This window comes from Ferdinandcohnia sp. SAFN-114 (assembly GCF_059415045.1).
The window spans coordinates 18,017-42,709 of the sequence record NZ_JBPFDQ010000007.1 but is presented as its reverse complement, the minus strand read 5'-3'; the positions used below and the strand labels follow the sequence as shown (position 1 = coordinate 42,709).

Below are 24,693 nucleotides of genomic sequence, written 5' to 3'. Positions count from 1 at the left end.
TTATCCTTTTACTGCCCCTGAAATAATACCACTTACAATGTATCGTTGTAGAAGCAATGAAATAATCAAGATTGGTAGCGTAATGATGACAGCAGCTGCCATTAGAGCTCCCCAATTGATTTCTGAATAAGAGATAAAATTAAAGACGGCAATTGGTAATGTCTTCGTGTCATCCCCAGCTAGTACTAAAGCAAACATAAAGTTATTCCACGATAGGATAAACGACATCATAGAAGCTGTAATAATTCCTGGTGAAACCAATGGAAGCAAGACCCTAAAAAATGCGCCTTGCAATGTACAACCATCTACTCGAGCCGAATCCTCTAGTTCTTGTGGCAGTGCTTCAAAGGAAGATATCATTATCCAGATAATAAAGGGCAAACCTACTAACATATGACTTAATGTTAATGCCGTATAAGTGTCGACTAAGCCAAGCTTTGAGAAAATGATAAACCAAGGAATCATAAACGAAATACCAGGAATGATTCTAGCTATTAATATAATGACTCCAAATTTATGAAGCTTATATTTTGCAATCGCATAGGCTGCTGGTAATCCCAACACCAATCCAAGAACGGTTGAAGCAAAAGCAACAATAAAACTATTTACGATAAACTTAATAAAGTCATATTGCGCAAAAACTTCAGTGTAGTTTTTAAAACTAGGTGTAAAAATAAAAATGGAGTCCGTAGACATGATTTGAGCTTGGTTTTTAAGAGAAGCAATGAACATCCACACAAATGGGAATAAGAATACTACACTCACAAAAGCGATTAAAACATAACGTATAATCTCCATTCTCCGTTTATGCTTCATAATGTCACCTCCGTCTTCTTACGGAAGATCAAGATTAAGCAACTCATTATCAGCACAATCATAAAGAATACCATTAAAATAGCGCTCGTATATCCTAACTTGAAATACTGAAATCCATTGGCAAACCCATAAATATTTAAGGTTTCAGTTGCATAACCAGGTCCGCCCTGTGTCATGGCATAGATTAAATCAAAATGCTTTACCGCATCAATGGAACGTAGAAGAACTGCTGCGAATATGGTAGGAGCCATTAGAGGTAATGTGATTTTCCAAAAAATTTGCCATGCATTAGCGCCATCAACAGCCGCCGCCTCATAATTTTCATTCGGTAATTGAGAGAGTCCGGCTAATGTGATTAACGTAATCATGGGTGTCCATTGCCATGTGTCTACCATCGCAATTGCCGGCAATGCCTGTTTCGGTGACGCAATCCATAACTGTGGATCAATTCCAAAATAACCTAAGAACTGATTCGCAAACCCGATGGATGGTTCGAAAATTAATAACCAAACTAGTCCGATTGCAACCGGTGTTGAAACCATAGGAAGTAAAAATAAGGTCTTTACGAGATTACTACCTTTAAAGTTTCTAAAAAATAAAAGTGCAATCGCTACCCCCAATACGGTTTGAGTAACAACTGCCAAAATCGTAAAATAAAACGTTCTAAAAAAGGCTGGCCAAAACCGAGGATCATCAAAAAAGATTTTCTTAAAATTGTCTAAAAACACCCATTTCGGCGGTGAAACGCTCGACATGCTCCAGTCAAAAAAACTTAAATAGGCTGTATATCCAACAGGAAATACAATCATAATGAGAACAAAAAGTACGGAAGGCAACGTAAAAATATACTTAAGATGTTTTTCAATCCAAAGTTGAATGATATTCATCCCCCTTCTATGTATCGCTATAAAGAGGATAGAGGGGTATTAACATTTAGTAATACCCGCTCTTTCCCATTCAATTTTTAATTTTCATCATCTAATAATTGCTGGAACTGTTTGTTGGCTTCTTTTGCAGCGGCTTCTACATCCCCACCTTCAATGCCCGTCACAATCGCCGTACCAATCATGTCTCTTGCCTCATTTACTTTAATAACTAATGGACGGTCATATTCTTTTCCAATCTTATTCGACTCAGAGATGACTTTAACGAGCTCTTCAGGGAACGCCTCTGTTCCTTCTGGTGAATCCCATACAGATTGTCGTGGTCCTGGAACACTCTTCTTTTGTAACTCAGCTACAATGTCTTTACTTGTTGCCCACTTGATAAATTCCCACCCAGCATCTTTGTTTTTGGATTTAGCATTCATCGCCACGCCCCATGACGTAACGTTGTATGGCGTTTGTCCTTCTGGTCCTTCTGGGAATACGGCAAACCCAACCTTTTCACCTACAACTGATTTTTCAGGATCTAGTAGGTTTGGATAAATACTATCAGCATCTGTGTACATAGCTGCTTTACCTTGTGCAAATAAACCAGCAGCTTGAGGCCAACTCATATTTAAGACGCCTGGAGGTCCTGCATCCTTTAGTAAATTACCGTAAAACTCAAAAGCTTTAATCGCTTCTGGTGTATCAATCGCAGCTTTTCCGTCTACGATAAAGTCCCCACCAAAACCGTATAGATAGCTTGAGAATTGAGTTACAGCCGCAGCACGTTGTCCGCGTGATACCATTCCGTAAAAGTCATTGGAAGGGTCATTTAATTGTTTTGCAATTTCATATAGATCATCTAATGTTTTTGGAGGTTCAATATTATTTTCTTCAAAAATATCTTTTCGGTAATACAAGATTTCACGTTCAGTAACGGTTGGAATACCAAAAATCTTTTCACCGTCTTTTAAAGAATTAACGGATGACTCTGTAAAATCACTTAAATCCCAGTCTGAATCGCCTGTATAACTTGTTAAATCAGCAACCCACCCATTGAGATTAAAGAGTTTTCCTTCTTGCAGCGGACGAATCATAAATACATCGATACTATCAGAACCTGCAGTAAATTCTGTTGTAAGTTTTTGAGTTAATTGGTCCTCAAAATATTTTTCTAGCTTTACTTTAATGCCTGACTCCTGTTCAAACTGAGGAATTAATGGTTCGATTGCTTCTGTCCATGGATGGTTCGCAGCAATAATCCTTAATTCAACGTCTTTGTTCTTATTGTCATTTGAATCTGATGATGGCTCTTCTGAAGCTGGAGCATTGCTACTACAAGCAGCCAGTAAGCCTACGAACAATCCTAAAACCAGTAAAAAGCTAAGCCCCCTTATTTTTCTCACTCGCCTTTCCCCTTTCATACGTAATATGGTTAAGACGTAAAGCGCTTACAATTAATAGTCCTTACGTCAGTTACCCGATAAAAAATATTCGTCTACTTTCCTCTTTAAAAATTCGACAGATTCCTTCATTTCCCCTAAACCATTCACCCCATCTTCGATTGAAATCCATCCAGAAAAATGTATATTGGCTAATAGTTGAAAAATACCATCATAATCAATAATGCCCTTCCCAATGACACCATGTGCTAATCCCTCTGAATATCCTTGTACCAAATGATTCTCGATATCTTTCATGGAATACCCCTCTTTTAAATAACGATCACTGGCATGCATGGTAATTAAGCTGGACTTTACTTTCTCCAGTAACGCTAATGGGTCATCACCTGCAAAAACAGCATTTGATGGATCGAAGTTCACGCCAAACCAATCAGATGATATCCCTTCCACAATTTCTAAATAGATATCCGACTTCTGGGCAAATTCCGGATAAATCCAGAAACCATCTTTGTAATGGTTTTCCATGACGAGGTAGACTCGCTTACTTTCTGCATAGGGAAGGAGCTCATTGATACAATCAATGGTCCACCTAATTCCGTCCTCCCTTGATACCTCAGGTCTTCTTTGCCCAGATAAAACCCGACAGCTTCTAAAATCATCTGGTCCAAGAATGGCCATGGCATCAATCATTTCTTTCATCTTGCTTATTTCTTTTTCCCGAAAACCTGGATCGGGATGAGTAAAATCTGGTGATGCACACATCATTGGAATCACTAGATTTACAGAAGCAGCTGCTTGCTTCACCTTCTCCAAATATGACTTTTCAGTAGATTGTAAGAATGTAGGATACATTTCCATTCCATCTGCACCAAGTGTTCCTGCTTGCTCAATCCATTCAAACACATTCATTTTTCCATTAGATAAAACATCGATATACCCTTTTGGGAAAACTGAAATTCTGACTCTGTTTTCGTTCATTGAATTCTCCTTTTCGATTGTTTTAGTTTGGCACAATAACAGATTTCGCGTGCTTTAACGAATCCATTTCATCGAAGGCATTTTGCCAATCATTTAGTGAATAGACCTTTGCCATTGGAAATGGGTCAATTTCTCCTTTTTGCATTAATAGCAAGACCTTTTCCCACATTGGATACGTATGGCTAAAGGACCCTTGCAGTCTAGCCGCTTTTTGAATCAGTGGGTCAAGACTAAAGCCAATGGGTTCAGGTCCCCATCCAAGCTTCGTAATTTGCCCAGCAGGTCGAACAATCTCAATACTCTGCCTTAACGTTTGACTTACACCAACCGCATCAAGCACTAAATCAGCACCGAAACCATCTCCGTAATTGGTTATTTCACGGACAACATCTTGTTTCTCTGCAATAAGTACCTCATCTGCACCAAATTGTTTCGCTACTTCTAACCGGTTTGCATCTTTTTCCAAACCAACAACTGTCAATTTTCCTGGTGCAAACAATCTAGCAATCTGAATACACATTAATCCAATCGGCCCCGGCCCAAACACCACAACATGATCGCCGGGTCGAATTCTCGAATGATGGGCGACCGCATTATAAGCTACACATGAAGGCTCCGTTAAGGCTGCTTTTTCGAACGGAATCCCATCTGGTATGTGGTGAACGATGGCTTCTCGTGTTTTCACATACTGAGCCATGGCTCCATCAGCTAAAACACCAAAGCCTTTTCGGTCCGGGCATAAATTATATAAACCTGATTTGCAATAAATACAGTTTTCACAAACATATGATGGCGTCTCACTGACAACGCGATCTCCCTTTTTAAATTGGGTTACTTCAGAACCTACCTCTTCAACTGTTCCTGCAAATTCATGTCCTAAAATGACAGGTCGTTTCACAGCAAAGCCTTGTATATCATGATACATATGTAAATCACTTCCACAGACTCCTACAGCTTCCACTTTCAATAATATGTCTTTTGGTCCTATTTTCGGAATCGGTACTTCTCTGATTTCAACCTTATTTTTACCAGAATCGTAGTTTACAAGCGCCTTCACGTATATCACCTTTTCTTCGTTAAATTTTAGGAGAAGAAGAGTTTCCTACAGAGATTTCAGGTTCGATGAAAAGTTGAACGATTTGATGTTGACCTTCCCTATTCATTTGTTCTAATAGCAAACTTGCTGCACGTCTCCCAATTTCACGTGGAGATTGAACAATTGCAGTCACTTTAGGCATGATGATATCCCATTCGTACTCTAACTCTCCAAATGACACAACCGTAAGTTGATCTGGAATGGTAATCTTGTAGTTTTGACACGCCTTTAACACACCTGCCGTCATATTATTATTTGACGAAATGATGGCTGTAGGCACGATCGTTTTCGATAGAAAATATTCTACTGCTCGTTGACCTCCTTCATAGGTAAAATCACCAAAAAACTGGTGTTCAGTTGTAAGGCCATAATTCGTTAGTGACTGCAGAACACTATCGTACCTAAGTTTTCCGTGAACAGTGTTCAAATCTCCATGAACGACACCTATTTCTTGATGCCCTAATTCATAGAGGTATGTAACTAATTTTTCCATGCCGATAAAGTTATCGTCTGCCACTATATGAACAGGCAGATGAGGGATGGGTCGATCAACAAGGACCATTGGAATGTTTCTTTCGACTAACGAAAGAATATCTTCGTTGACTTGACCAGTCGAACAAAGAATAATGCCGTCAACTCGTTGCTCGTAAAAAAGTTGTAAATTTTTTCGTTCATTAGTAGGATTTTCATTTGTGGAGCTGATGATAAATAGATAGTCTTTCTCAAAGATAACTTCTTCAATACCTTTGGCCAAAGTCATCTGGAAGGGGTTTGTAATGTTAGATAGAAGAACAGCAATTGTTTTTGAGACGGATGACTTCAAACTTCTTGCTATCATGTTTGGGGAGTAGTTTAGGGCTTTTATTGCTGCGTTTACTTTGTTTTTGAGTTCAATATGGACGTTACCAATATTATTTATGACTTTCGATGCAGTACCAATAGACACACCAGCTAATTCTGCAACATCTCGTATCGTCACCTTTTTAGTCATGGTATACTTCCTATTTTTTATTAATGAAACGTTTCATCGAATAGAGCATAACAACGAATTAGAATATTGTCAATTAACTAAAAATTATAAAAGGAACTGATTTCGACCACTGATTAATTTGATAATACCTTTCAAATCAGGCTTGCCTGCTACATCATATCTTTTTAAATGAGATATAAATTTTTTCATAGACTGATTTCGACACTCGTATAAGAAAAAAATGACACCATTACACAGGGATGGTGTCATTTTACTTAAAACTATTCTGGAAAAACACTATATTAATAGTACTCTATTCATGTTTTAATTTATCTATCAAATCTATAAATTATTCATTCATGTGAGATACAAGGCCACGTCCAATGAAATTAGCAGACACAGGCTTTTTCCCTATTTCTCGTGACCAAACTGATAATTGTCCGATATGGTGAATTTCATGTGCAATTACATGTCGCATTACCTCACCCCATGTGTCTGTTTCAACTCTTCCGTCTGGGAGGGTATCGTACAATAAGTTATTTTCCATACTACTATCCCAATTTTTAATAAAATTCAGCACTTCAGGTCGAAACTTGGTGTCCAATTTACGAACCTGTTCTAAGCTTTTATAATCCTCAAAACTCTCTTGAAAATCTGGTTTTCCTTGTAATAGGCGAATCCAACTCCATTCCACATCCACTATATGAAAAAGTGTTTGCAAAATACTACCTACACCACCAGTTCTGGTTCGTAGAAGTTCCTCTTCACTTAACTCTTCACACCATCGATACCATTCTTCCCTGACCATCCAGTTATAACGAAACAATGTCTTCAATAAAACCCCTCCAATTTAGAATTAAACTAAAAATGAGTCTATTATAATTATTCAACTGAACTAACCTAAATACCTTCTTCCAAACCTGACACGTACCTTTTATCACGTAAAGGTTAGATTTGGTAATAGTATATCAAGGAAGTTATATTTCATAGAGTGTGTAATTGTTTTAATCACTACCCCCACCACAGCTTGAGCATGAACTGCTGCAAGAAGAGACAGAACTACATGAGCTACCTGAACCGCAACTTGTACAGCTTGATGAACTCACACTACCAATCTTCATGTAACTTAAAAAATCATCATAATGAAAATAAGAAACAGATAAGAATGGAACGAGCATGGCGTTGAAGTTTTTTTGAATTTTACTTTTTCTCATCTTTTCTTGTACAACACGTTTTTCATAATCTTTGACGCTATTTGCTGTTTTTTTCATAGAGGAGATCAGCGAGAGTATGGTACTTAAATAGTGTCTATCACTCTTAAAATACTTATCTATCAGTTCGTTTTCTGATAAAGTTTTAAACTCTTCAACGATAGTTGGATTTACGGGATGTCTGAAAAACCCCTTATACAAATGGATGTTCTCTTTTCTAATGAAAAAAAGCTCAGCATATACCCAATCAAAGAAACCTCGCAAGTCGGGATCAGATATTTTAGTTACATTAGGACTGTGATGCAGGATACTACCCGCATATTTTTTTGAAAAATCATCATACTCACGTGTAAACATAAGCATCTCATGCCACAGGTCATCAACTTTGTTGCTGAACATTGGCGATTCTTTTAATAGAGAAGTCAAGATAAAGTAGCGCTTTAAATCAAGTAGACGCCAGTTGTATTCATTTTCTTTTAACTTTTTTTCTTTCATTACCCGCTCTTCTACATGTTTCATATAGCTTTTACTAAGGGACTGCTCAAGGTTTTCACTTAGTCTCTTTAGCCCTTTAAGTGGTTTTGTCTCTATTGATTTAGGAGATAAACCATATGTAAATGAGAGTTTTTTATGTAAAAAGAATACAATTCCAATCACAACTACAAACAGGAATAACCAACCCATCCAATTCCCCCTTCATATTTAATATATTTAATATCTATAGCAGCCCAAGAGAATTCTTCAGATAGCCATCTTAAGCCGATACTTTATTTACGTGAACTATCCTGGAAAAGTTTCACTTTTCGAATAGTGACCAATAAAAAATGCCTGGTTCTTACTGTGTATGACCAAGCATTCACCTTCATTCTAATAATGTTTTATATTCTTCAATGTCTTCAAACTCTGTACCAATATATACAGGTGTGGCATCGACATTTTTAAATGTAATGGGATTTCCGTCATTTAACTTCTTAACGATTAGATCAAAAGAGTTGTTACTTTTTAAAGTAATCTCCAACTCTTGCATTTCGCCATTTATTTTATACAAACCATCTTCTATCTCCTCATAAGTTCCCTTATCTACTTCTCTATTATCAATGTATTCAACAAAACTATGATCTCTAGGTTGAAATGTCATTTGAATAATATATCCATTCACATGTTCACTTTGATAAGCACCTCTTAAAGGTGGGATCGTTTTAGGTATACAACCTATAATTGTCAAAATCAAAGCAAGTGCTACTACTAATACACCCACTGTCTTTTTTCTCATAAAATATCCACCTGCATATAGAAAGGCAAACGGATATGTCCGTTTGCCTCTATTTTATAACAATAATAGACCTATTGAAATTGGAATAAAGCTATATAGGAGGATCATAACACAGAACCCCATGATATCTCGTATATGCAAACCTGCAATGGCTAGTGCAGGCAATGCCCAGAATGGTTGGATCATATTGGTCCAGGCATCTCCCCATGCAACACCAACTGCTGTTTTCGCAAGATCTGCATTAATAGCTGCTGCTGCTTCAATCATAATCGGTCCTTGAACAGCCCACTGACCACCACCTGATGGAACGAATACGTTGATTAATCCCCCACTGAGGAAAGAGAAAAATGGTAAAGTCTGAGCATTTGCAAAAGAGACGAACCATAATGCCATTTCCTGAGAAAGCCCTGATAAGGTAACCATTCCCATTATCCCAGCATAAAACGGGAATTGAATGATAATTCCCCCTGCATTCTTGACTCCATTCGTTACTGTGTTTAAGAACTGTATCGGTGTTTTGTGCAACATAATTCCTATGAATAAGAAAATAAAGTTTACGATATTAATATTTAAATCAAAACCTTTTGTAACAAAATGATAGACGATAAAGCCCAACCCCATGATGCCAATTAACATCGAAACAATCACACTGTTCTCAATTTTTTCGGCTGGTGTCGTTGGGTTGGCTGATGTTGTTGTAGTAGGTGTGTCATCGGGTAACTTCCATCCAGATCGATCTTGGTCGATGGTATTTGAACTTTTCATTAAGTAACGGTTAAATATAGGTAAAGTAATGACGAGGGCTGCCACAATAAAGAGATTGGCTGGACTAAAAAGTGTTTCACTTACTGGAATGACTCCCATTTTATCTTCTAAAAAATGACCAGGTGTTGCCACCGTCAATGGAATGGACCCTGAAAGACCTCCATGCCATACTAAAAATCCACTATATGCTCCAGCTACTAAAATACGAAAATCTGCAGATGGTACTTGCCTTGCCACATGGATAGCAAATAAGGCCCCTACGACTAGACCGAAACCATAGTTGATTAAACAAGCAATTGCTGACACAAAAGTAACAAGCATAACCGCTTGAGCCGGTGTTTTCGCCAAATTACTCAATTTAGCTAGAAAATTTTTGATAACAGGTGCATTCGCTAATACATACCCCGTTACCACGACAAGCGCCATTTGCATGGTAAAGGCGAGTAAATCCCAAAACCCAGTTCCCCAATGTGAAACCATCTCAACGGGTCCGCTTTCTGTAAACAAGATGCCTAATACGAACACTAAAAAGGTAAGAATAATCGCAAAAATAAAGGCATCAGGTAGAAAACGTTGGACCAATCGAACAAAGAAATTTGTTATCGCTTTCATTTCTTCACTCCCTTAGTCATTATTTGCTACAGTATATTCTTAGTAGTTTTTGAATATGAAAAAAGCCTGTATTTCCTGACTTTTGTCGCATTTCACGTTTAAGAAAAGATAGGTATTAACTCCTTTCTTCAGTAGTTAACTAAAAAAAGGCCTCTTCCAAATCGGAAGAGACCTTTAGAATAACAACGATCTTATATTAAAGTACCATGTACTTGTTATTTAACTTGATGTGCCTCTGGTATATTTTTATATAATATTGACCAGGTCGTTGTCGCAAACCATGCACTATCCATTGATTTATTCAATCAGACTACACTGACTGCATCTTTTGCTTAAACAATGGCAGAATAAAGAAGACACCGATTAAGAATAAGATTCCGGATGCTAGGTAAACTCCAGATAAGGTAAGCGCTCCTTTCATCAAACCAGACATAGACATGCCGATGACCATCATCCCCATGAACATTGGGTTCAATACGCCATTCACTCGCCCGACAAAGTTTTCTTCTGTATTGCTCAAGATTAGCGTGTTGATTCCAATATGAATACATGGCAGGAATAAACCGTTAATGAATTGAAGTGCGATAGTCAGTCCAGGGCTATGAGAGTAACCGATTCCTACCGTCGCAACGACACTCACTAAAATTCCTATCGACAACAGCTTTTGAGGTGTTATCTTTTTGGACAGCGCAAAAATGACGCCCCCGCCGATAAGCATTCCAATTCCGCTTGCCATTAGCAACCATTGGATAAAATCCTTAGGCATGCTCAAGTTTTCTATGGCAACAAAGATTGCTAACGGTTGGACCAATCCGACTGCCAACCCACAGGCTGCAAATATCGCACCCATTGATTTCAAAACTGGGTGGTTTAACACATAACGGAAGCCGTCCATAAGCTCCTTCTTGAAATCCGGTTGTGTATCCGTTTTTTCCTTTTCTAAATCCTTAGGCAAGGATAGTAAAACGACTGCAGAAAGGAGGAACATGACGCCCATGACTCCAATAGAAGTGTATATCCCAAATTTCTGATATACGAATGTTCCAATAAGCGGACCGATAACCATGAAAATCGCCATGAGTGATTGGAACATAGCCATGACAGACTGCAACTGTTCTTCAGGTACGTGCTGTTTGAACAAACGCATTGCAGAAGGCATGGAAAACTGTGAAAGGATTGCGGAAACCAATGTGGCAAAAAATATCACATGCCACGAACCATAAAGCAATGTAAGTAATACGACAAATATCGAAACGGCTGACAATAAATCACACCAGACCATTGTCAACTTTGGTTTCCATCTATCCGCAAATGTTCCTCCGATAAAAGAAAAGATGAAAATCGGGGCGAACTCAGCTACTGAAATAAGAGATACATATACCGGATCATTATTTGTAATGTCGGTCACATATAAAAGTATTGCAAAGTTACGTATCCAAATCCCTAGTTGCAGTAAGAAATTCGAACTCATGATCGATAGAACGATCCGATTTGAGAATATGTTGCTTGAAGGCTTCGCCTGCACGCCTTTACCTTTTGTCATTCCCATAAAACACTGCCTCTCATTTCTAAAATTTTTCATATCCAGACTCCTACTATAGTACCACGCCACCCGCTTTGATGGGTAGAGGAATTATGAATCTAGAAAACTTTTTACAGCTGCCAAAAAGCCGTATAAATTGTCATCATGAACAAAATGTCCAGCAGACTCTAACGTCACAAATTCACAATTCGGAATTAGCTCAGATACTTCCTCCAATTTATGCTGAGGAATATGACTAGACCCACCACCTAAAAGGAGCGTCGGCATGGTAATATCAGTAAGTCGAGCCCACCATTCGGGATTGGGTTCATTAAGTTGCTGCAGTATTGAAGGTACAACCTCCCAATCAAACGGTAGAGAATCAGCAGGTTTAGAAGGAATTTCGATCGGCGTTCCCTGAAAAGGTGGTGGTGTGTCTTCAACAATTAACCGTTCAATCCTTGTCGGAAATGTTTCCGAGAAAAGATAGGATACTGTTCCGCCCATCGAATGACCCATTAGGGTAAACCTTTCTAGATTCATAGCATTCGCAAAATGAAGTAAGTCTTCACACATCAGTTCAAAACTGTAATTACTAGTTCTTGCACTCCCACCGTGCCCCCGTTGATCTATAGCTAATACACGGTAATTTTCTCCTAAAACCGATGCCACTGGATTCCAAGATTCTGCACTTGTTCCCAGTGCGTGAAGTGCAACAATCGGTGGTGAAGTTGGTTCCCCAGTCTCTCGATATTGAAAAGTAAGTCCATTCAATTTAATTTGATTCACCCGTGTTTCCATCTCAAACCCTCTCCTTTGTAAAATTTCATTATTTGAACCGCGATTTATTTAATGTCTCTATTTACAAAATTCCCTAATAATCTGCTGCTTTAATTCCTCTATCGGAAACTTCTGTGGATAGGTTGCAATCATCAACATGATCCCTTGTAGCACAGAAGAAAAATATAACGACCGTCTCCTCGGTTCACTTTCTCCCATTCTTTCAAAGATTTTACATTGCAATTCAAACTGTCGCGCGTTTTCTTCGATTATGAGACGACTGTATTTAATCAAATCTACATCAGCCTCTGGTTGAGTTTGCAGGTGAAGATAAAACCGATGGACTTCAGGATTTTTGTGAATATTATCAATGGCACCATTCACTATATGGGTTAGTTGTTCTTTAGGTGTCTCTTGGGAGAATGCTTCTGACATGACTTCGACCACTTCGCCAATTCTATCCTTTACCATTTCAGAAAGTAGTTCTTCCTTTCCTTTGTAATAGTTATAAATTAACCCTTTCGAAATCCTTGCATGTTTCGCTATATCGTTTATCGAAGTTGCGTAATATCCTTGTTTCATAAATAACTCCATCGCTGCTGCGCGTATTTTTTCTATCGTTGCTTGGCGAATACGCTCATTCTCTTCGGGTGTACGTGGCATTTTTATTTCCATCCTTTATAAATGTAGTGATTTCTTGATATAAAACTTCAGCATGAGTGAGGGGTAACATGTGATCGGCATCTTTTATTTCGATAAAACGGATGTTTGGAACCTTATGAAATTCATCAGCAACTCGAAAATTATCTGTTAAATCCAGTTTGCCAATCATAAATAATGTTTCGGATTTCAATTGTCCTAATTGTTCCACCGCAGGCGGCCGTGGCCATTTCATACTGAAATCAGCAGGCCACTTAAGCATTCGCTCGAAGTGTTGCCTTAGCATTTGAACAATGAGATCTTTTTGCGGAGTATGAATCACCACTTGATACGTTGGTGAATAAAGGGCAAGCTCTAACATCATCTCTATATTTGGGGCAGCTTCTACTATTTTGTTGTGATATTGTTCAAACTCTTTTGAATAGGAAAAACCAGTTAAAGATGGTGCAATTAATACAAGCTTTGATACTCTTTCAGGGTAAGTAAGTGCTAAATCAGTAGCAATTTGACCGCCCATGGAATGGCCGATAAGTGTTGCCTGTTTAAGTTCAAGGTAATCCAACAGTGACAGTACATCTTCAACATAGTTTGTATGTTTTATAGGGTTTGGTGACTCGCCTGCACCTCGGCCATCAAATGCAATCACCCTGTAATGCTTAGACAAAAGAGGTATCAATAAACTCCAGAGTCTTCTATCAGACCCACCACTATGAATAAGAACAACAGGATGACCATTACCAGTAATCTCAAAAGATAAATCCATTACCATCCCTCCCCATTTTACAGAACTTTCCACATTATTTTATTATTGAATGAACGCTTAGTCAATGAAAAATTAAATTTAAATTTCGAATACTCTGAAATTCCATTTCTCTTCTCCGCAGGGCTCTAATACCCCATCACACCAAGACGCCGACCCTTTGTCTCGAGTTTGGATGTATTAGAAAACTAGAAGTAAAAAAGGCCTCATCCAAATCGGAAGAGACCTTTAAATTATACGATTTACAGTTTCTTTAAGATTTCTTTAATAAATGCCGGTTCGTCTTTAGGTGTACGAGACGTAATGATATTTCCGTCAACCACTACCTCTTGGTCTAAGAAGGTTGATCCAGCGTTTTTCAAATCATCTCGGATTCCAATGTACGAAGTTGCGCTTACCCCTTTTAAAATATCAGCACTAATCATGACCTGTGGTCCATGGCAGATACCAGCAATTACTTTACCTTGTTCATTGGCTTGTTTTACAAATTGCACGACTTCATCATTGACACGAAGGGCCTCTGGAGCAGAGCCACCAGGAATAATAACCGCATTATAGTCGTCAGCCTTTACTTCACTAATGGAAAGGTCAGAAGTATAAGACACTGTACCTTTCTTCCCTTTAAGTTCTACCCCTTTTTCAATTCCAACTACAACAGTTTCGTGACCCGCTTCACTCACTGCATCATAAGGATTCTTCATCTCTGAATCTTCATAGCCATTATCAAGTAAAAAGCATACTTTTGCCATCTTGTATCACTCCTATGTATTGGTATTTATTTCTATTTTAATAGATTTAAGTTGTTACATCAAACAAAGTGATTCTGCAAAATTCGTGATATTTAAAATTTGAACTATATTTACTAGTAGGTTATTCGGCGAAAATTAGGGCTACAATTGATAAGAGCTATATTATCTATTTCGAAAGAAAAGCTTTTTCTGTATTCACGCGAACTATCTGCTTCGTTTCATTTGATTCAAGTGCTGCTAATATTACCTGAAGTGACTTCATTCCTTCTTCCCCGCTTATAGGTGGCACCGTCTCGCTGATAATACAATTAACAAAGTTTTCAATGACATGCGAATTAGTTTGCCCACCTTCTTCATTTGATTGGATTTTATCTAACTCATATTTCACAACTTCACCGTTTTTGTATTCCACGATTAATGAGTGTACAGGGTCAGCTTCAAGCCTTAGTACTCCATTTTCACCATAAATAATCGTTGAATTATCGCCCCCAGAAACATATGACCAACTCGCTGTTAATGTACCAATCACACCGTTTTCTGTTTTAAGGATACAAACGGCATTATCATCTACATCTGTATTTTCCTTTGCATTTGTCTCAACAAATGAGCCAACTTCTACTATTTCGCCAAGCAAATAACGAATTAGATCCGATTTATGTACACCAAGGTCTCCCATTGCTCCGATAAATGCTCGTTCCTTATCGAAAAACCAGCTTGTCGCTCCGTCAACGCTCCATTGTTCTGGCCCGGGATGTCCGAATGTTGTTCTAAAGCTATAAATTTTGCCAATTTCACCACTATCAAGAATCTGCTTTGCTTTTACGTGTGAAGCAACAAAGCGCTGATTATGGGCAATCATCAGTTTTTTATTGTTTTCTATTGATGCTTGAATCATTTCTTCAGCCTCTTGCCTTGAAGTAGCCATTGGCTTTTCGCATAGCACATGTTTTCCGGCATTTAATGCATCAATCGTAACTGGCGCATGCATAGCATTTGGCAAACAAACACTTACAGCATCAATTTCTTCATTTTTTAGCAATTCTGTATAATCCACATATGCGGTTGCCCCGTATAATTCAGCCATTTCATTAGAGCGTTCCTCAACAATGTCACAGACAGCCACAATTTCAACATTTTCATGTGCCGCATATTCCGGAAGGTGACGACGTCTTCCTATAGCTCCACATCCAATTACACCAACTTTTACTTTACTCATAATAAATTCCTCCCTAATAAGTTTTAACATTGTTATTCTTTAATTCTTCTATTCCGTTCACAGGAAGTGGGGCAGCCTGTTCATAAGTACTTTTCATTATATAATGCATACCATTTAATGAAGATTCGTAAATGCCATGCATCACTTCAAGTACATGATAGGACTGTTTTCCAGATGCACGTGGAGGTCTGTTTGAGTGAATGGCAGCTACCATATCAGCAACCCCAAGCCCGCGACTGTTTTCTGTAAATCCATGCGTTAAGTGAATTTCTTCCCATTCGACCTCCCCTGGTTTACGAATCAAGACGGGCCCACCAAATGTATTTGGATCAGGAACACTTAAAGTTCCTTCTGTTCCATAAATTTCAATAAACGGTGTTCTCGACCCCCATACATCAAAACTTGTAATAAGCGTGCCAACCGCACCATTTTCAAAATCAAGAATGCCTGCGACATGTGTAGGTGTATTGACTTGTATCTTTTTTCCGTATTTTTCCTTACTTGTAATGGTACGCTCAGGAAGGGATATTTGAGCTGATCCTGTTACACGTCGAACAGGACCAATTAGATTAATAAGTGCAGTAATATAATATGGTCCCATATCAAACATAGGTCCAGCTCCGTCTTGGTAGAAAAATTCAGGATCAGGATGCCAGCTTTCCGGTCCATGTTTCATCATAAATGCAGTTGCCGCAATCGGTTTGCCAATTGCCCCATCTTGGATTAACTTTTTACAGGTTTGAATGCCCCCTCCTAAAAAGGTGTCTGGAGCAGCACCAATCATTAATCCTTTTTCTTCGGCTTTTTCTAATACTTTTTTACCGTCGTTAAGGGTTGTTGAGATTGGCTTTTCAACATATACGTGTTTTCCTGCATCTAAAGCCTGTAAACAAACATCAGCATGAGCACGAGGAATTGTTAAATTTATAACAAGCTCAATTTCAGGGTCTGCTAGTAGCTCTTGAACTGTTAAAATCTTTCGGATTTTATACTTTGATGCTTTTTCTGCAGCTTTGTTTAAATCTAAATCTGATACAGCTATCACTTCAAGGTTCTGAAACGTTTGACAGTTTGTTAAATAAACATCGCTAATATTTCCGCAACCGATCACACCGATCTTCACTTTTTTCATTTCTAACCATCCTTTCTTTACTCCTTTACTGCACCCCCAGCAAGACCTTTTACAACTTTTTCTTGTGAGAATAGATAGACAACCAAGATTGGAAGACTAGCAAGTGTCAAAGCGGCCATCAAACCAGGAATATTCACTGAAAATTCGCCTTTAAAATCTTGTAAACCTAGAGGTAATGTCATGTTTTCTGGACTAGAAATTAGGACTAGTGCAAAGATAAATTCATTCCACAAATGAATGAAATTATAGATTAAAACTGTCATTAAGGCAGGAGTTAGCATTGGAAGAATAACTCGCCAGAAGATTTGGAAGTGATTGCATCCATCTATTTTCGCGGCTTCCTCAAGTGATTTCGGAATTTCTTGCATAAATTGAGTTAAAATAAAGATTGAAATTGGCAAACTAAATGCAATATATGGCCCTAACAATGCCCAAATAGTATCAAGTACCCCCATGCTTTGCGAAAGTTTAAAAATGGGAATAAGCGTTGCATGAATAGGAAGCATCATTCCTGAAATAAACAATAAAAACAATAGTTTATTTAATTTAAATTTCATTCTGCTTAATGGGTAACTTGCTAGAGCCGCAATAATCATTACTGCAAAAACTGCTACAGTAGAAACAAGTATACTGTTTATAAAGTATCGGCTTAATCCCATTTCAAAGACAGTTTGGAAGTTTTCAAGATTAAAAGAAGAAAATAGTGCAAATGGCTTCTCAAAAAATTGACCCTGTGTCTTCAATGATGTTGAGATCATATATAAAAAGGGAAAACCTGTGAAGACTAGCAATAAAACTGCAACGACATAAAGTGGTATCTTTTTAAATCCAATCGTCATACGTAGGCCCCTCTCTTTTTACGATAATAATCCATCACTTGAATAATAATGGTGACAAAAAGTGCAACAAAGAACATCACAAAGGCAATTGCACTAGCATACCCCATGTTAAAGTTAATAAATGCCTGCTTAAACATATATGTACCTAATAACTCTGTCCCATGGTTAGGACCTCCGCCGGTCATAATATAGAATATATCAAACGCTTTTAACGACCCGACAATTGCTAATATCGAAGAACTAACAATGGTTGGCATCAATAATGGAAGGGTTATACGAAAAAACTTCGTTAAAGGATTCGCGCCGTCAATTTCCGCTGCTTCATACAAATCTTCTGGAATTCCGACAATCGCAGCTTTAAAAAGAATCATGTAGAAAGGTGCGAATTGCCATACAATAACGAGGAGTACAGCAAAAAGGGCAGTGTTAGTCTGGCTCAACCACGCAACATTTTCAAAGCCAAACAAATTAATAAACTGATTAATCATTCCGTTGATTGGGTCAAACATCAATACCCATAACATTCCGATTGCAACTGTTGACATAAGAAACGGGAAAAAGTAAATACTGCTGAAAAACCTAATCCCTTTAATAGGCGCAAACAGCATAAGGGCCATAATTAAACCTAATGGAATTTGAACAAAAACGGATGTTAATACAACCCAGGTATTGTTTGTAAGGGCCTTCCAGAAAATAGCATCTTTGAATAGATCAATATAGTTTTGTAGTCCTATAAATACTCCGACACCCATTCCATCCCAATCGTAGAAGCTGTACATTAACGTTGTTAAAATTGGGTATATCACATAAATTGAATAAACGATTAACGCTGGTGCTACAAACAATCCGATGGTTAATGCACTTTTAAATTTGTTTTGTTTTGTACGAGATGCAACATTTACAATTGACCTTGTGTTTGTTACTTTAACTTCTGTTGTTTCCATTATATATCCCCCTCCTTTTTTATGTATGTGTAAGAGAGGGGAGGCTCCCCTCCCTCTTTAAGTTACTCTAAAACCTCTTTTGCTTTTGCTTCCATTTTCTCAGCGGCTTCTTCTGGTGTCATATCCAACCCATAAATGGCTTGGGTCGTATCTTTATGCAATTCTGCCAATTCTGGAGGAAGTGTTTGATCATATGGCATTTGCAAATGTGTTGCACCTTGAACAACCTCATAAAAACGTTTTGTAAACTCGTCTGCTGGCTTAACATCTTTTATACCTGATAGTGAACCTGTACGATCCATATAATTTTGAGCAGTTTCTGCACTTGTAAGTTCTATGGCTAATTCAGTTGCTAAGTCAGGATATTTACTGTTTTTCGCTACTGACCAAACCGGTCCTGTTGCAGCTCCTACTTGGGTTTGATCACCTTTCCCACCTTCAACAGTTGGGAATAAGAAAAAGTCTAGCTTTTCTTCAAATTCAGGTGCTTCTTGTCTTACGTTGTTTACGAAAGAGATTGTCATATCCATCATGGCTGCCTGTCCGGAATAAAGTAATTGGCGACCTTGTCCTTCATCATAAGGGACACCATTAAACCCAGGGTTAAACGCTTCTCTTTCAACCATTTCTTGTAGATATTCGCCTGCTTGAACATATGCTGGATCATCGAAACCTCTGCCTTTTCTATTAAACGCGCTATCAAATAATTCAGGACCTGCAATACGGCTTGCAAAGTTCATAAACAGATAAGCCCCTGGCCATTTTGTTTGATTTGCTAAAGCGATTGGAATAATATTGTTATCTTTTAATGTATCAATCACTGAGAGCCATTCATCATATGTTTTAGGTGGTGTTAATCCGTATTTTTCAAAAATTTCTTTATTGTAAAACACAACATCAATTGATAAACCTAAAGGAAGACCATATACTTTATCATCAAACGTTGTATTAGCAAGAGCAAGTTCATTAAAATGAGCCTTATCGGTTGATTCCGTAAGTTCTAACACCTTACCTTGGTCAACAAAGTTCTTTAACCAGCCTCCCCCCCAGTTACTAAACACATCGGGAGCTTCATTACCTGACATCGCAACAGAAAGTTTTTGTTTAAAAGCATCATTCGGTATCCGAAGAACCTTTACGTCGACATCAGGATGTTTTTCTTCAAATCTAGCAACGGCTTCTTCATAAATCTTTTCTTTTTCACCTGGATCAATATGCCAGAATTCTAACACTTTCTTACCCTCATTACTTTTACTGTCCTCTGCCTTTCCTGATGATGTTTCACTTGTTGAACCACCACCATTTAACCCACAAGCAGCTAATAATAATACAGCTAACATCGTAAATATAGTAAGCAACTTTTTCATTATTCAACCTCCTGATTATCTAATATAAAAAGTAAGATTCTAACTTTATTACCTATTACAAACTATTATTTAACTAGATAGAACTGACTTCTTTTTCAAATATTGAATACTCATTTCAACACTTTCAAGTGGGGAGCGCCTTGAACGATCTTGTTCAACAATGAACCATTCTACATTTGATGCCGGTCCTTGCTTTAATACCCCGTCTATATCTACTCCACCTGTCCCTAATTCAGCGAAAAATTGTTCACCGTCCGTTGTCATATCCTTTAAGTGAACAAGTGGTGTTCTTCCTTTATAACGCTGCAACCACTTAACCGGATCTTCACCAACTTTTGTTAACCAATAAATATCTAACTCTGCTTTTACCCATTCAGGATTAGTTTCATCTAGAAGTGTTTCAAGTGCGGTACGTCCATTCGATAGGAGTTGTAATTCAAAATCATGATTGTGATAACAGAATGTAATTCCTTCTTTTTGACACTCTTGCCCAATATGATTCAAACTATTGATTAGGTGTAGATAATCTTCTTCTTTTCGTCGTTCTGGAGGAAGGAAGGGACAAACAATTTTGTCGTTTCCTATTGCTTGTTCGTAGGTGATAATCTCACGTAAGTTTTCTTCTAAAGAGGATAAAGGAATATGACTTGATGTAGCTTTTAAACCAAGATGATCGATCACTTTTTTTAACTCATTTGCAGGGAGACCGTAATATCCAGCAAATTCAACCCCTTGATACCCGAGTTCTGCGACTTTTTCTAATGTCTCTACAAAGTCATTACTACATTCATTTCGTAGTGAAAACATTTGTAGTCCAATCGGAATGTTTATCATTTTAACTCTCCTTTTACTAAGAATTTTCTTTTTATGTAACGAAGCTTCTTTTTTCACCTCCTTAAAAATCTATTAAACCGGTTACATTATTTCATCAAAAAACAAGCTCTAACCTTGTTGTTATGAGAAAACGTAAAATAAACTTTGAAACCGATTACATTTTTGTTGTATAAAAAAACTATATAGCTATTTTTCTATAACTGTTGCTTTCTTAAAACCGCAGGAATCTCTAATCGTCAACCTCGCATTTAGTACATGTTTTAATCTTGTTAGCTTTTCTCCATTAATTTGCTGGAGTAATAACTCCATTGAGCGTTTCCCCATTTCAAAAAATGGTTGTTCGATTGTAGTCAAGGCAGGCTCGAAAATCTCTGAAAACTTAATATTATCAAAACCTACAACAGCTATATCTTCCGGTACTTTGAGTCCCTGTGATTTTGCAGCTTTCACAACACCCATTGCCATGACATCATTTCCAGCAAACACGGCAGTTGGCGGATTTTCTATAGCCAATAACTTTAGCATCTGATTATATCCAGATTCAAAAGAATAGTCACCTTCTTGTACTAGTAAACTATCTAAATCCACTTCGTGCTGTAGTACTGCTTGGTGATACCCCTTTAATCTATCCCTGCTTATTGAAATTTCAAGTGGTCCAGTAATATGAGCTATCCTCTTATGACCAAGCTTAATCAGATGTTCCGTAGCTTCTCGTCCACAACTAATATTATCAATGGCTACGGTAGGAATATTTAATCCCTCATTGTAATCCGAAGTTAGAACAACCGGATACTTTGCTGCAACCTCATTTATCACCTTTTCCTCAAGTGGGATTGTTAATAAAATCATCCCGTCCACTTGTTTTTGTTTTAATTCATTAATAAAGATTGATGTTTTCTCAGGATCTCGATTGGTATTTCCTAACAGAACTTTAAACCCGTGCTCATTTGCTGCAGCATCAATCCCTCCAATAATTTGAGGGAATACATTATTCATAATGGTTGGAACAACAACGAGTATTGTTTTTGTTTCCGTTCTACGAAATTGTCTGGCAAGCAAATTCGGTTGATAGTTTAGTTGTTCTATTGCATGTAGTACTTTTTTTCGAGTTTGTTCTTTGACTGTCTCTGGATGTTGCAATACCCGTGAAACAGTAGCTTTTGATACATTTGCTAATTTTGCAACATCACTCATTTTGGCCATGATATTTCTCCTTATCGTTTCCCATATTAGCTTGTTTAGTAAGTCTATATATTATTTTAAGAGAATGACACAAATGTAACCGGTTGCATTTTATATGTAAAAAGGTTCCAAATGCTTGTTCTTCACCATTAGTATAAAGAATCCTTTTTTAACTTTCAAGTATTTTTAGAAAATTTTATTTATTTAAAAAACACTTAGAACTTTTGGCCTATTTTAGATCCAAATTTTATTTGTAACGTGATCTTTGGTGAAAAAGTTATATTAAGGTTGGTAATTTGTAAGAAGATATGAAATTAGTCAGCTTGTACGCTTTGGAGATGAACGAGATATAGTCCCTATTCGGGGTTCATAAGATGCTCTTCACGGATATCTAACTTAATTTGTTTTCTTCATAATATGAAGAAGAAATTAAGAATGTTGCTAGACAATTTGTATGAAGAAAGGTCGAGGAAGCTTCGACCTTTCTATAAATATTCCCTGTTGAAACTTCACTTAAATGGTTTCTTACACTTTATTAAAACGTCAATACTACCTTTGAAACCTTCATTGGTTCAGTCTCCACCAGATGAATGGCTTCCTGAATTTTTTCAAATGGGTAGATATGCGATATAAAGTCTTTCCCTGTGATTTCTCCCTTGTTGAACCAATCAATGACTTCCGGGAACTTATTAGCATGTAGTCTAGAACCACATATATCTAACTCATCTTTTGTAATTAGTAATTGCGGTATTTTAGATGGTCTATCGGTAAAACCTAAAACTACAATCCTGCCGCCTTTACTTACTACTTCAATTGCTTGTTCAAATGAACTAGCATTTCCAACTGCGTCTATCACAACATTTGCACCAATATGTTGTGTATATTTATCAATCTTTTCATTTACATTTTCTTTTCCTGCATTAATTACATAATCTGCTCCTAGCCTTTTTGCATTTTCAAGCCTTTCATCAACTAAGTCCGAAACAATACAGATGGCTCCCTTGTTTTTAGCCACTTTTAGTGCACACAGTCCTGCAGGTCCGGAACCCATTATAAAAACATAATCATCTTTTTCCACTTGCCCACGTGAATTGACTTGCGCAGCAACTGTAAATGGCTCAATCATTACCGCTTCTTCATAGGAGACAGAGTCTGGTATTTTAAAAATGTTCTTTTCTGGTGTTACAAGATATTCCCTGAAACCACCATCTTCATGTACACCTCGAACCCTTAATTTTACACATAAATTTGGTCTATTCTTTTTACATTGATAACACTCTTCACAATTAATAATAGGATCTATTACAACTCGATCTTGTACCTTAAATTTCTTTACTAACTCACCAACCTCAACAATTTCACCCACGATTTCGTGCCCTAAAACTCTAGGATACGTCGCTACTGGAGAAGTTCCATGATAAATATGTATATCCGAACCACAAATGCCACCTGCTTTAACCTTGATTTTCACAGCATAAGCATTAGTGATTTGGGGCTCAGCAATCTCTTTTATTTCCAATTTTCCAGGTTCCGTTACATAAGTCGCTTTCATCTACATTCTCCTTTTTATAATATCGAATGCTTCTAAGCGCGTGTTCTATTTTCTACAAAAAGTTCTATTCGAATCTGAGGCTTATTCACTCTATAGAGACAATACTTCTTTCCATATACCATCATCAACAGGTATTTCTTGTTCCATATTTCTGTTGCGATTATTTAATGAGTTTTCTCCAGGGTAATAGACTTGACCGCCATCTTGTTCAGGTTCAGAAGCTTTAATAAATTCTGCAATACCATCTGTAATCTTTTCTGTATGATCCTCTCCATTGATTTGGCTAGGGTCCAAGGCGATAAATACTTGGGAACACCCTCCACAACTTCCTTCCTGTACCTTATCAATTTCATTGGTTGATAGTCCACCAGACATGATAGCCGCAATAGCATCTAATAAAATAGAAAATCCAGAACCTTTCCAGTACCCCATTGGTAAAATCCGCTTTGTTCTCTCAATTGGACCTGGTTCTCTTGTTAGGTTTCCTTCCTCATCAAAACCGCCTGGGAATGGTAATAGCTCATTTTTCAACTCCGTCGTTTGTAGTTTTCCGTACGAATATTGAGACATTGCCATATCCAAAATAATATGTCCCTTTTTACGCGGAACAGCCATGACAAACGGGTTATTTCCTACCCTGGTGTCTTTTGCTCCCCATGCTGGCATAACGGACTCTGTATTGGTCCAACAAATCCCAATAAACCCATTGTTTACAGCTTTTAATCCATACGTACCTCCACGCATCCAATGGGTTGTATTTTGTAAAGTAACAATTCCAACACCATACGTTTTCGCAATTTCCATCGCTCGATCCATTGCAGTTAGTGCATTTAGTATTCCTGGGCCACGATTACCATTGTAAATCTCAATAGCACCCAATTTTTTAACTAACGTTGGTTCCGCATCAACGTCTACCCAACCTCTTTTGATATAATCTACAAAACGTGGAACACGATTAAGCCCATGAGAAGCGACACCATCGCAACTAGTCTCTGTATGAACCCTTGCACAAATTTCTGCTTTTTCTTCACTCATGCCAGCATTGACAAATGCCCTTTTAATCTCACTTTTCATCGTTTCAAAGCTGATCCTCGTCATGTTCATACTCCCCTTCTAAGAATAGTGTAAAAGTTTAACTTGGCAGTTTGATATAACTATTAAAA

Annotated in this window: 24 protein-coding genes; all 24 read right to left on the bottom strand. The window is 37.6% G+C overall.

Annotated elements, in window-relative coordinates; genetic code table 11:
* The 24 genes from ACR65M_RS03700 to yiaK all read right to left on the bottom strand — a co-directional run bounded on the left by ACR65M_RS03700 (position 1) and on the right by yiaK (position 24,628).
* Positions 1-816 (bottom strand): carbohydrate ABC transporter permease, encoded by an 816-nt coding sequence (locus ACR65M_RS03700; RefSeq protein WP_440272561.1) that lies wholly within the window; start codon positions 814-816, stop codon positions 1-3.
* Positions 813-1,703: an ABC transporter permease subunit gene (locus ACR65M_RS03695; protein ID WP_165918130.1), complete on the bottom strand. Its 891-nt coding sequence runs from the start codon at positions 1,701-1,703 to the stop codon at positions 813-815. The genes ACR65M_RS03700 and ACR65M_RS03695 overlap by 4 nt, the downstream gene beginning before the upstream one ends.
* Before the next feature lie 77 nt (positions 1,704-1,780).
* The gene (locus tag ACR65M_RS03690) at positions 1,781-3,091 is read right to left on the bottom strand and encodes an ABC transporter substrate-binding protein (RefSeq protein WP_440272560.1); all 1,311 of its coding nucleotides are present in this window, start codon (positions 3,089-3,091) and stop codon (positions 1,781-1,783) included.
* A 66-nt stretch (positions 3,092-3,157) separates the two neighbouring features.
* Positions 3,158-4,066, bottom strand: a complete 909-nt coding sequence (locus ACR65M_RS03685) for a sugar phosphate isomerase/epimerase family protein (protein WP_440272559.1) — start codon at positions 4,064-4,066, stop codon at positions 3,158-3,160.
* 22 nt (positions 4,067-4,088) lie between these two features.
* Positions 4,089-5,123 carry a zinc-binding dehydrogenase gene (locus tag ACR65M_RS03680; protein ID WP_440272558.1) on the bottom strand — a complete coding sequence of 345 codons (1,035 nt, stop codon included), beginning with the start codon at positions 5,121-5,123 and terminating at the stop codon, positions 4,089-4,091.
* A 19-nt stretch (positions 5,124-5,142) separates the two neighbouring features.
* Entirely contained in the window at positions 5,143-6,153 is a 1,011-nt protein-coding gene (locus tag ACR65M_RS03675) for a LacI family DNA-binding transcriptional regulator (RefSeq protein WP_440272557.1), read from the bottom strand.
* Between the two features lie 328 nt (positions 6,154-6,481).
* Positions 6,482-6,967, bottom strand: a complete 486-nt coding sequence (locus tag ACR65M_RS03670; RefSeq protein ID WP_440272556.1) for a DinB family protein — start codon at positions 6,965-6,967, stop codon at positions 6,482-6,484.
* A gap of 169 nt (positions 6,968-7,136) precedes the next feature.
* On the bottom strand, positions 7,137-8,027 hold the full coding sequence (locus ACR65M_RS03665) for a UCP032817 domain-containing protein (RefSeq protein WP_440272555.1): 891 nt from the start codon (positions 8,025-8,027) through the stop codon (positions 7,137-7,139).
* 178 nt (positions 8,028-8,205) lie between these two features.
* On the bottom strand, positions 8,206-8,616 hold the full coding sequence (locus ACR65M_RS03660; RefSeq protein ID WP_440272554.1) for a hypothetical protein: 411 nt from the start codon (positions 8,614-8,616) through the stop codon (positions 8,206-8,208).
* Between the two features lie 54 nt (positions 8,617-8,670).
* Complete coding sequence (locus ACR65M_RS03655) at positions 8,671-9,993, bottom strand: short-chain fatty acid transporter (protein WP_440272553.1); 1,323 nt, start codon at positions 9,991-9,993, stop codon at positions 8,671-8,673.
* Between the two features lie 310 nt (positions 9,994-10,303).
* The gene (locus tag ACR65M_RS03650) at positions 10,304-11,575 is read right to left on the bottom strand and encodes an MFS transporter (RefSeq protein WP_440272552.1); all 1,272 of its coding nucleotides are present in this window, start codon (positions 11,573-11,575) and stop codon (positions 10,304-10,306) included.
* A gap of 51 nt (positions 11,576-11,626) precedes the next feature.
* On the bottom strand, positions 11,627-12,316 hold the full coding sequence (locus ACR65M_RS03645) for an alpha/beta fold hydrolase (protein WP_440272551.1): 690 nt from the start codon (positions 12,314-12,316) through the stop codon (positions 11,627-11,629).
* A gap of 57 nt (positions 12,317-12,373) precedes the next feature.
* Positions 12,374-12,958 carry a TetR/AcrR family transcriptional regulator gene (locus ACR65M_RS03640; protein ID WP_440272550.1) on the bottom strand — a complete coding sequence of 195 codons (585 nt, stop codon included), beginning with the start codon at positions 12,956-12,958 and terminating at the stop codon, positions 12,374-12,376.
* Positions 12,933-13,718, bottom strand: a complete 786-nt coding sequence (locus ACR65M_RS03635; RefSeq protein WP_440272549.1) for an alpha/beta fold hydrolase — start codon at positions 13,716-13,718, stop codon at positions 12,933-12,935. Before ACR65M_RS03635 ends, ACR65M_RS03640 begins: the two co-directional genes overlap by 26 nt.
* 239 nt (positions 13,719-13,957) lie before the next feature.
* Positions 13,958-14,464, bottom strand: coding sequence for a type 1 glutamine amidotransferase domain-containing protein (locus tag ACR65M_RS03630; RefSeq protein ID WP_440272548.1), 507 nt, complete (start codon positions 14,462-14,464; stop codon positions 13,958-13,960).
* Positions 14,465-14,630: 166 nt separating this feature from the next.
* The gene (locus ACR65M_RS03625) at positions 14,631-15,680 is read right to left on the bottom strand and encodes a Gfo/Idh/MocA family protein (protein ID WP_440272547.1); all 1,050 of its coding nucleotides are present in this window, start codon (positions 15,678-15,680) and stop codon (positions 14,631-14,633) included.
* Positions 15,681-15,693: 13 nt separating this feature from the next.
* The gene (locus ACR65M_RS03620; protein WP_440272546.1) at positions 15,694-16,812 is read right to left on the bottom strand and encodes a Gfo/Idh/MocA family protein; all 1,119 of its coding nucleotides are present in this window, start codon (positions 16,810-16,812) and stop codon (positions 15,694-15,696) included.
* 17 nt (positions 16,813-16,829) lie between these two features.
* On the bottom strand, positions 16,830-17,651 hold the full coding sequence (locus ACR65M_RS03615) for a carbohydrate ABC transporter permease (RefSeq protein ID WP_440272545.1): 822 nt from the start codon (positions 17,649-17,651) through the stop codon (positions 16,830-16,832).
* Positions 17,648-18,595, bottom strand: coding sequence for a carbohydrate ABC transporter permease (locus tag ACR65M_RS03610; protein WP_341331501.1), 948 nt, complete (start codon positions 18,593-18,595; stop codon positions 17,648-17,650). Before ACR65M_RS03610 ends, ACR65M_RS03615 begins: the two co-directional genes overlap by 4 nt.
* 62 nt (positions 18,596-18,657) lie before the next feature.
* Entirely contained in the window at positions 18,658-19,962 is a 1,305-nt protein-coding gene (locus tag ACR65M_RS03605) for an ABC transporter substrate-binding protein (RefSeq protein ID WP_440272544.1), read from the bottom strand.
* Between the two features lie 69 nt (positions 19,963-20,031).
* Complete coding sequence (locus tag ACR65M_RS03600; protein WP_440272543.1) at positions 20,032-20,796, bottom strand: sugar phosphate isomerase/epimerase family protein; 765 nt, start codon at positions 20,794-20,796, stop codon at positions 20,032-20,034.
* A gap of 186 nt (positions 20,797-20,982) precedes the next feature.
* Positions 20,983-21,999, bottom strand: a complete 1,017-nt coding sequence (locus tag ACR65M_RS03595; protein ID WP_121446006.1) for a substrate-binding domain-containing protein — start codon at positions 21,997-21,999, stop codon at positions 20,983-20,985.
* A 514-nt stretch (positions 22,000-22,513) separates the two neighbouring features.
* Complete coding sequence (locus tag ACR65M_RS03590; protein WP_440272542.1) at positions 22,514-23,530, bottom strand: zinc-binding alcohol dehydrogenase family protein; 1,017 nt, start codon at positions 23,528-23,530, stop codon at positions 22,514-22,516.
* Positions 23,531-23,620: 90 nt separating this feature from the next.
* Positions 23,621-24,628 carry a 3-dehydro-L-gulonate 2-dehydrogenase gene (gene yiaK, locus ACR65M_RS03585; RefSeq protein ID WP_440272541.1) on the bottom strand — a complete coding sequence of 336 codons (1,008 nt, stop codon included), beginning with the start codon at positions 24,626-24,628 and terminating at the stop codon, positions 23,621-23,623.
* Positions 24,629-24,693 lie beyond the last annotated feature (65 nt).

Bases quoted from the DNA above. Each gene is read 5' to 3' on its own strand.
- ACR65M_RS03675 (WP_440272557.1), bottom strand. From the start codon at position 6,153: ATGACTAAAAAGGTGACGATACGAGATGTTGCAGAATTAGCTGGTGTG.
- ACR65M_RS03605 (WP_440272544.1), bottom strand. From the start codon at position 19,962: ATGAAAAAGTTGCTTACTATATTTACGATGTTAGCTGTATTATTATTA.
- ACR65M_RS03595 (WP_121446006.1), bottom strand. From the start codon at position 21,999: ATGGCCAAAATGAGTGATGTTGCAAAATTAGCAAATGTATCAAAAGCT.
- ACR65M_RS03700 (WP_440272561.1), bottom strand. From the start codon at position 816: ATGAAGCATAAACGGAGAATGGAGATTATACGTTATGTTTTAATCGCT.
- ACR65M_RS03600 (WP_440272543.1), bottom strand. From the start codon at position 20,796: ATGATAAACATTCCGATTGGACTACAAATGTTTTCACTACGAAATGAA.
- ACR65M_RS03635 (WP_440272549.1), bottom strand. From the start codon at position 13,718: ATGGATTTATCTTTTGAGATTACTGGTAATGGTCATCCTGTTGTTCTT.
- ACR65M_RS03615 (WP_440272545.1), bottom strand. From the start codon at position 17,651: ATGACGATTGGATTTAAAAAGATACCACTTTATGTCGTTGCAGTTTTA.
- ACR65M_RS03620 (WP_440272546.1), bottom strand. From the start codon at position 16,812: ATGAAAAAAGTGAAGATCGGTGTGATCGGTTGCGGAAATATTAGCGAT.
- ACR65M_RS03685 (WP_440272559.1), bottom strand. From the start codon at position 4,066: ATGAACGAAAACAGAGTCAGAATTTCAGTTTTCCCAAAAGGGTATATC.
- ACR65M_RS03660 (WP_440272554.1), bottom strand. From the start codon at position 8,616: ATGAGAAAAAAGACAGTGGGTGTATTAGTAGTAGCACTTGCTTTGATT.
- ACR65M_RS03665 (WP_440272555.1), bottom strand. From the start codon at position 8,027: ATGGGTTGGTTATTCCTGTTTGTAGTTGTGATTGGAATTGTATTCTTT.
- yiaK (WP_440272541.1), bottom strand. From the start codon at position 24,628: ATGACGAGGATCAGCTTTGAAACGATGAAAAGTGAGATTAAAAGGGCA.
- ACR65M_RS03650 (WP_440272552.1), bottom strand. From the start codon at position 11,575: ATGAAAAATTTTAGAAATGAGAGGCAGTGTTTTATGGGAATGACAAAA.
- ACR65M_RS03590 (WP_440272542.1), bottom strand. From the start codon at position 23,530: ATGAAAGCGACTTATGTAACGGAACCTGGAAAATTGGAAATAAAAGAG.
- ACR65M_RS03630 (WP_440272548.1), bottom strand. From the start codon at position 14,464: ATGGCAAAAGTATGCTTTTTACTTGATAATGGCTATGAAGATTCAGAG.
- ACR65M_RS03610 (WP_341331501.1), bottom strand. From the start codon at position 18,595: ATGGAAACAACAGAAGTTAAAGTAACAAACACAAGGTCAATTGTAAAT.
- ACR65M_RS03695 (WP_165918130.1), bottom strand. From the start codon at position 1,703: ATGAATATCATTCAACTTTGGATTGAAAAACATCTTAAGTATATTTTT.
- ACR65M_RS03640 (WP_440272550.1), bottom strand. From the start codon at position 12,958: ATGCCACGTACACCCGAAGAGAATGAGCGTATTCGCCAAGCAACGATA.
- ACR65M_RS03625 (WP_440272547.1), bottom strand. From the start codon at position 15,680: ATGAGTAAAGTAAAAGTTGGTGTAATTGGATGTGGAGCTATAGGAAGA.
- ACR65M_RS03645 (WP_440272551.1), bottom strand. From the start codon at position 12,316: ATGGAAACACGGGTGAATCAAATTAAATTGAATGGACTTACTTTTCAA.
- ACR65M_RS03655 (WP_440272553.1), bottom strand. From the start codon at position 9,993: ATGAAAGCGATAACAAATTTCTTTGTTCGATTGGTCCAACGTTTTCTA.